Annotated in this window: 7 protein-coding genes, 3 tRNA genes and 1 other RNA gene; all 11 read left to right on the plus strand. The window is 59.8% G+C overall.

Annotated features, from left to right (window positions below):
- The first annotated feature begins 490 nt into the window (after nucleotides 1-490).
- The 11 genes from O6929_12315 to O6929_12365 all read left to right on the plus strand — a co-directional run bounded on the left by O6929_12315 (nucleotide 491) and on the right by O6929_12365 (nucleotide 6,715).
- The gene (locus O6929_12315) at nucleotides 491-1,465 is read left to right on the plus strand and encodes a response regulator (protein MCZ6481171.1); all 975 of its coding nucleotides are present in this window, start codon (nucleotides 491-493) and stop codon (nucleotides 1,463-1,465) included.
- Between the two features lie 69 nt (nucleotides 1,466-1,534).
- A complete protein-coding gene (gene tadA / locus O6929_12320) occupies nucleotides 1,535-2,008 on the plus strand; it encodes a tRNA adenosine(34) deaminase TadA (GenBank protein MCZ6481172.1) in 474 nt (157 codons plus the stop codon).
- A 34-nt stretch (nucleotides 2,009-2,042) separates the two neighbouring features.
- A tRNA-Ser gene (locus O6929_12325) sits at nucleotides 2,043-2,138 on the plus strand.
- Nucleotides 2,139-2,212: 74 nt separating this feature from the next.
- Nucleotides 2,213-2,302: transfer RNA gene (locus O6929_12330), tRNA-Ser, on the plus strand.
- Nucleotides 2,303-2,439: 137 nt separating this feature from the next.
- Nucleotides 2,440-2,706, plus strand: an RNA gene (gene ffs, locus O6929_12335) — signal recognition particle sRNA large type.
- Between the two features lie 162 nt (nucleotides 2,707-2,868).
- Nucleotides 2,869-4,494: a DNA polymerase III subunit gamma/tau gene (gene dnaX / locus O6929_12340; protein ID MCZ6481173.1), complete on the plus strand. Its 1,626-nt coding sequence runs from the start codon at nucleotides 2,869-2,871 to the stop codon at nucleotides 4,492-4,494.
- Nucleotides 4,491-4,802, plus strand: a complete 312-nt coding sequence (locus tag O6929_12345) for a YbaB/EbfC family nucleoid-associated protein (protein ID MCZ6481174.1) — start codon at nucleotides 4,491-4,493, stop codon at nucleotides 4,800-4,802. The genes dnaX and O6929_12345 overlap by 4 nt, the downstream gene beginning before the upstream one ends.
- Before the next feature lie 6 nt (nucleotides 4,803-4,808).
- The gene (recR, locus tag O6929_12350; protein MCZ6481175.1) at nucleotides 4,809-5,414 is read left to right on the plus strand and encodes a recombination mediator RecR; all 606 of its coding nucleotides are present in this window, start codon (nucleotides 4,809-4,811) and stop codon (nucleotides 5,412-5,414) included.
- A gap of 56 nt (nucleotides 5,415-5,470) precedes the next feature.
- Entirely contained in the window at nucleotides 5,471-5,977 is a 507-nt protein-coding gene (locus tag O6929_12355; GenBank protein ID MCZ6481176.1) for a roadblock/LC7 domain-containing protein, read from the plus strand.
- Between the two features lie 3 nt (nucleotides 5,978-5,980).
- Nucleotides 5,981-6,568: a GTPase domain-containing protein gene (locus tag O6929_12360; protein ID MCZ6481177.1), complete on the plus strand. Its 588-nt coding sequence runs from the start codon at nucleotides 5,981-5,983 to the stop codon at nucleotides 6,566-6,568.
- 72 nt (nucleotides 6,569-6,640) lie between these two features.
- Nucleotides 6,641-6,715 (plus strand) — tRNA-Asn (locus O6929_12365).
- Nucleotides 6,716-6,806: the final 91 nt, after the last annotated feature.

Consider the following 6,806-nt stretch of genomic DNA (forward strand, 5'->3'; position numbering starts at 1 on the left):
TCCTTGCCACTCCACACCAAACGCGAGCCCCATGAATACTGGCCAGAGGACAATGGCAAGGGCACCCGCGCGCACGCTCCGCATCCATGAGTGGCGGGAACGAGACATTGGGCGCATCCTCGTGTCGTCCATCATCGATATACCCCCGCTTTCTGAACCGGCAAGGGTTTGTTCGACCTGCCTTGAAGCGAGGAATGGTGATACCTTGTTCTGGCCGGTTGGGCGTTTAAGATAATTGGGTGCTCCAGCTTCGGTCAAGCCTTTTCCGCAAAAACAGGCCTAAGGCTTGCTTCGCGAAACCCCTTTCAGGAGATCAGTGATCACGCAGGACTTTGAGCAAGCCGAGGGGCGGAGTGGCCTCACGTTAGAACCCTTGGTGGCCTTGAAACATGGGCACATAGGGAGGGGGAGGCCGGCTTTCGGTCGGGAATGGGAGCCCGTGCATTGGCACAAAAAGTGCACGAAAATTAACCACGGAGCAGTGTCGATCATGGATAACCAGCAAGATTCAGGGGAATTTATGGACGATCGCGGGGCAGGACAGCCACCAGGGAAAATCTTGGCGGTCGATGACGATCCCGAAGCGCTCGAGATCCTCGTATCCAGCTTAGAGGGTGCAGGATTTAGAGTCTTGACCGCCACGAGCGGTGAGGAAGCGCTCCAGACGGTCGCGAAGGACACTCCAGACTTGATCCTCCTCGACCTCATGATGCCGGGCATGAACGGCCACGACCTGTTACGGGAACTGAAAGCCAACAAGGAGACGAGCGACACCCCCGTTGTGGTCATTACCGCCCTCGACCAAGTCGAGGAGAAGGAAAAGGCTAAAGAAGGGGGCGCTGACGACTTTCTGGGAAAGCCAATCGCACGGAGTGAACTCCTCATCCGGGTTCGGACATTTCTCAGAGTGAAGCGGTTGCGGCAGGAGCTGGAACGCACCCTCCTCTACCTGCACGAGATCGAGGCGGCTCGACGTGGGGATGGGGCCGCTCAAGATTCCACCAGGGCGGATCCGACGCGCCCCCCCTTGGCTACCATCCTCATTATTGAGGACGAGCTGTTGGAACGGGCGATCTATGGTGACCTCCTCCGAGAGCACGGGTATAACGTCCTCACCGCAGCCACGGGCGCTCAGGCCCTCGAGGTCTTGCAGCTGAAACCGGTCGACATCGTCTTAGTCGATCTTGTCCTGCCGGGCGTGCCGGGCCTCGAGCTGATCGAGCGATTGAGAACGACCACGCCCGAGACGCCAGTCATCGTGGTTACCGCTCATCCGTCCTCCCATAACGTCATTACGGCGCTGAAGCTGGGAGCCTTTGACTTCATTGTGAAGGGGTTCAAAAACGAGGTCATGCTCCATTCCGTGAAACGGGCACTAGAAATGCGGCGGCTTGAGCTCCGCCACCAAGCCTTAGTTCACGATCTCCGGACGAAAGTGAATCGGCTTCTTGAGGAGCAGGTGTAGCGCCCCCCTTGTGGTTGCCCTCCAAGGATCCCTTTGTTATACTCTGACCACTCTCGCCTGAGGTGTACGATGTCTTCGGACAACGAGGTAGCCCTTGATGGACATCTGCCCTGGATGGAAATCGCCCTCGGGGAGGCGCGACGGGCGGGCGGGGAGGGTGAGGTCCCAGTGGGTGCCGCGTTGGTCCAGGATGGTGCCGTCCTGGCCACAGCCCATAATCGTCCCATCGCCCTCCGGGATCCGACCGCTCATGCCGAGATGCTGGTCCTCCGGGCGGCTGGGCAGCGGGTTGGGAATTATCGGTTTCCCGAGGCAATCCTGTATGTCACCTTGGAGCCGTGTGTGATGTGCGCCGGCGCGTTGCTGCACGCCCGGGTGGGATGTCTGGTTTATGGGGCCGCCGATCCACGTGGCGGCGCCGTGGAGAGTTTGTACCGCATCTTGGAGGACGCGCGTCTCCCTCACCGGGTTCGGGTGGTCGGCGGGGTGCAGGCGGAGGAGTCTCGAGCCCTCCTGCAGGAATTCTTCCTGGCCCGGCGATAAGCAATCACTTTCCGTAACCCCGGACAGGCGAGCAGGAGGGGTACCGAAGTGGATGTAACGGGCCCGACTCGAAATCGGGTTGTCCTGCGATGAGCGGGGCACGTGGGTTCGAATCCCACCCCCTCCGCCACACGATAGTTCAGAGTGAGAAGAGATATTATGTTTGGCCTGGTCCCTGAACCCTGATCCATGAACCATATGCGTGGAGAGGTGACCGAGCGGTTTAAGGTGCACGCCTGGAAAGTGTGTGTGGGGTGACACCCACCCCGGGTTCGAATCCCGGCCTCTCCGCCATAAAAACCGTCCACCGCAATCCGATGACCGACGACCAAAATTAATAAAAGGGGATTTCGGATTCATCGTTCCTGCTTTTTGCTGTCATCGGTTCTCGGTCAACGGTCATCGGTCCACGGTTGTTAAAGAGTCCTTGGCCGTGCTAGACGGGGAGCTAGCGGTGCCCTGTACCCGCAATCCGCTATAGCGGGGTTGAACTCCCACTTGAGGTCTTCGGTCTCCTGGCGATCGGTCCGGGGCTGAGGTGTTGAGGGTCGGGTCCTGCGCAAGGGGGATCCGTGAACCCCGTCAGGTCCGGAAGGAAGCAGCGGCAAGCGGTGCGCCTCCTGTGCCGCAGGGGCGCTCGGCCGGAGCTTTCGGTCCCGGGGACGGGCCGGGGTAACGGATCGACGGTGGGTGCACGGCCAGGGACACTTTCCGATGACCGATGTTTGACGTCCAAGGTCCGATGTCCAACGTCGAAGTATTATGGATCGCGATCTCCATACCATGGGCGGACAGCTCGATTTTGGACGTTGGACTTTGGACTCTGCACCCTAAACTCTGAACCATGAACGGGAGTAGTGATGTCGTATCAAGTGCTGGCCAGACGCTGGCGTCCCCAGACCTTTGGCGAGGTGGTTGGGCAGGAGCCGGTAACCCAGACCCTCAAAAATGCCCTCCGACAGGGCCGCGTGGCCCACGCCTTTCTCTTTGCCGGTCCCCGCGGTGTTGGTAAGACGACCACGGCGCGGATCCTGGCCAAGGCCTTGAATTGCGAAAAGGGGCCCACGTCTGAGCCCTGCAACCAGTGTCTCAACTGCCAGGAGATCACCGGGGGGGCCGCCGTGGACTGCATGGAGATAGACGCCGCCTCGCACACTGGAGTGGAGCATGTGCGCGACCTCCAGGAACGGTTGATTTACCAGCCGGTCAGGGGCCGTTACAAAATCTACATCGTTGATGAAGTTCATATGCTCTCTCTCTCGGCTTTCAACGCCTTGCTCAAGACGCTGGAAGAGCCACCGCCCAAGGTCGTCTTCATCCTGGCGACGACTGAACCGAACAAGGTCCCCGCCACCATCCACTCCCGTTGCCAGCGGTACGACTTTCGGCGGATTGGCCCGGGACTGCTGGTGGAACGGCTCAGGGCCATTGCCGAGGCCGAGCGAGTGGAGGTGACGCCGGAGGCCTTAGCCAGTATGGCTCGAGCGGCCGACGGGAGTCTCCGAGATGCCCAGAGTATCCTGGACCAAGTCATCGCATATGCGGGGGAACGCGTGACCGCCGAATCCGTCGCAAGTGTTTTAGGAACTACGGCGCCAGATGTGGTCCAGGCGGCGGTGGAGGCCTGCCTTGCGGGCGAAGCAGGGAGAGCTTTGGAGCTTGTTGATGAGCTTGCTGCCAAGGGAGGAGATCTTCGCGCGTTTCTGCTGGATCTGTTGGAGCATCTTCGTTCCCTGCTGGTTGTCAAGCTGACACCCGGCGCAGGGAAAATTCTTGGGCTGTCGCCGGAAGCCGTGCGGGACCTCGAGGACCGGGGGAGGAATCTCGAAATTCCCCACGTCGAATTGGCCCTCCGATTTCTGATTGAGGCTGAAGCGGGGATGCGGCGGGCATCGCATCCTCGGTATGTCCTAGAGATGGCGCTGGTTCGGATAGCCGAGGCTCGGGGGCTTCAATCTCTCGGGGCCCTCGTAAAGCGACTGGAAACCTTGGAGGGCCGTCTCGGCACTGAAGCTAATCTTCCAGACCCCCAGCCAGAACTCTTTACAGCTCAGGAGAATATCGACCTTCCGGAGCCACCACCATCGCCACCGGTGACCGGCTTTGTAGACCGATGGCAGGAGGTGCGGCGGCGCATTGGAGTGGAGCGGCGCTCTTTGGCGGTGCTGCTTGCCGAGGCCGAGGTTGCGCTGGAAGGAGAGACATTGACCCTGACGTTCGCCAACGGCAATCATTTCTCTCGGTCCACCCTAGAGGACCCGGAGGTCCGGAATCTCATCGCTTCTACCATCTCCGCGGTTTTCGGCCAGCGTCTTCAGGTGAAGTACCATTTCCTCGCTCCGGAGGTGGGGCGACCGAACCAGCAATCAGCCCGGACTTTCGCTCGGAACCATCCCCTAGTTCGCGAGGCGCTGGAGATGTTTGGTGGTCGGATCGTGGAGGTCCAGGAGGGTGGAGACGCAGCATCCCAGCGAGGTGAGCCATGAAGGGATTTGGCGATATGATGAAGCAGGCGCAGCGGATGAAGGCGGAGCTCGAGCGGATTCAGGAGGAGGCCGCCGAAAAGCGGGTGGAAGGCTCTGCCGGCGGGGGGATGGTGACAGTGACGGCCGACGGTCGAGGGGAGATCGTAGCCGTGAGGATCGACCCCGAGGTGGCCCAGAGTGGCGATCTGGAAATGCTCCAGGATTTGATCGTCGCGGCCACCAACGAGGCCATGCGCCGAGCCCGAGAGCTACTCAGCACCGAGATGGGACGGATGACCGGCGGGTTAAATCTGCCCGGACTCATGTAGCGGATCATGCCCATCCGGTATGTTTCCCCACTCAATCGTCTCGTCGATGTCCTCATGCGCCTTCCAGGCGTAGGGGCCAAGACCGCCCAACGCCTTGCCTTCTATCTCCTAAAGGCCTCACGGGAAGAGGCAATGAAGCTGGCGGAAGCCATTGTAGAGATTAAGGAAAAGATCCGCGTGTGCGAGCGGTGCTATAACATTGCTGAGGAAGAGCAGTGCACGATCTGCCAGGATCCGACCCGGGATGGGAGCGTCCTCTGCGTAGTCGAAGAGGCCAACGACCTCATGGCCATCGAACGAACGGGCACCTTTAAAGGGCGGTATCATGTCCTCCAAGGTTCCCTTTCGCCTATCGAAGGGCGGGGTCCGGACCAGATCACCGCGAAGGGGATGTTGGAGCGTCTAAGGTCAGAAGGGGTGAAAGAGGTCATCCTCGCTACTAATCCGAACATGGAAGGGGAGGCCACGGCGCTATACCTGGCGCGTCTGATTGGCCCGCTCGGTGTGCGGGTCACCCGGATCGCCCTCGGCCTCCCGGTAGGGGGAGACCTCGAGTATGCAGACGAGGTCACGCTGGGGCGGGCCTTGGAGGGCCGCCGGGAGTTCGTTTAGCTGGGATGGCATGAAAGTTGAAAGCAGAATGGGCTGGAGCCACGAGAGGAGGATGGGTGTACCCCATAACCAATCTGATTATTTACGAGGACGACCTCAGTCGGATCGTCGCGTGCCTGAACATGCTGAATCGGAAGGCCCGGAGCAGGGCGGTCCTCCTCATCGACAAGAGCGGGCAGCTCATCGCCTGCGCGGGGGAAACCGACGGTCTAGACGCGACCTCGTTGGGAAGCCTCGCCGCGGGGCATATTGCAGCTGCAGGGGCTCTGGCCCAGCTCCTCGGGGACGAGGAGTTTATTTTCGTCTTCCACGAGGGGGAGCGGAACCATCTTCATTTCTCGATCATCGGGGGCCGCGTGATCCTCATGATCGTGGCTGATCAGGGATCCCCCGTAGGATTGGTGCGGCTGCATATTAAGAAATTCTCCCGGGACATTGACGAGATTTTCCAGGAGCTCACCCGTCGGCCGGAGAGTGTCTCGGGAGAGGGCCGCTTCCTTTCGGAGTCGGGGTTCGGCGACCTTACCGATGACGACTTCGAGCAGCTTTTTAATAGGAGATAGGGGATGTCCTTCATCAATTACGCAGCCCGGGAGATCAACTGCAAGCTAGTCTTCTACGGCCCGGGTCTCTGCGGGAAAACGACGAACCTGCAATTTATTTACAAGAAGGTCGACCCAGCAACGAAGGGCAAGCTTATCTCTTTGGCCACGGAATCGGAGCGGACCCTATTTTTCGATTTCCTGCCCTTGGAACTAGGCACTGTGCGAGGGTTCAAGACCCGTTTCCACCTCTACACGGTTCCTGGTCAGATCTTCTACGAGGCGAGCCGGAAGCTCATTCTCAAAGGGGTTGATGGGGTGGTTTTTGTTGCTGACTCACAGCTCGAGCGCATGGAAGCGAACATCCAGAGCTTCGAGGATATGAATATACATCTCAAGGAGCAGGGGATCGACCCGTTGAAGATTCCTCTGGTGATGCAGTATAACAAGCGTGACCTGCCCAACATCGTCCCCGTCGACGAGCTGCAAAAGGCCCTCAATCCACGGAACCTTGCGTGGTTTGAGGCCGTTGCCCCGGAGGGGACCGGGGTCTTCGAGACGCTGAAGGCCATCGCCAAGATCGTTCTCCAGGAACTCCAGAAGAAAACATAGTTCTGCCTCGCGCCCCGTCGGTTCCCCCGCCGTTGACGGTCAGACACGTTTGCGATAGCATAGGATAGCCATTCCCCGGTAGCTCAATGGTGGAGCGAGCGGCTGTTAACCGCTAGGTTGCAGGTTCGAATCCTGCCCGGGGAGCCATTCGACTCGAAGCGCTGCGCGCTTCTCGCTTAAGGCAAGCCATTTCGACGCGTTCAAATGCAGATAGCCCGCGAGCGCTTAAGCTGCGCGG

It is taken from the genome of Candidatus Methylomirabilota bacterium, assembly GCA_027293415.1.
GTDB lineage: Bacteria > Methylomirabilota > Methylomirabilia > Methylomirabilales > CSP1-5 > CSP1-5.

Coding starts and splice junctions, on each gene's coding strand:
- O6929_12315 (MCZ6481171.1), top strand. CDS start 491: ATGGATAACCAGCAAGATTCAGGGGAATTTATGGACGATCGCGGGGCA.
- tadA (MCZ6481172.1), top strand. CDS start 1,535: ATGTCTTCGGACAACGAGGTAGCCCTTGATGGACATCTGCCCTGGATG.
- dnaX (MCZ6481173.1), top strand. CDS start 2,869: ATGTCGTATCAAGTGCTGGCCAGACGCTGGCGTCCCCAGACCTTTGGC.
- O6929_12345 (MCZ6481174.1), top strand. CDS start 4,491: ATGAAGGGATTTGGCGATATGATGAAGCAGGCGCAGCGGATGAAGGCG.
- recR (MCZ6481175.1), top strand. CDS start 4,809: ATGCCCATCCGGTATGTTTCCCCACTCAATCGTCTCGTCGATGTCCTC.
- O6929_12360 (MCZ6481177.1), top strand. CDS start 5,981: ATGTCCTTCATCAATTACGCAGCCCGGGAGATCAACTGCAAGCTAGTC.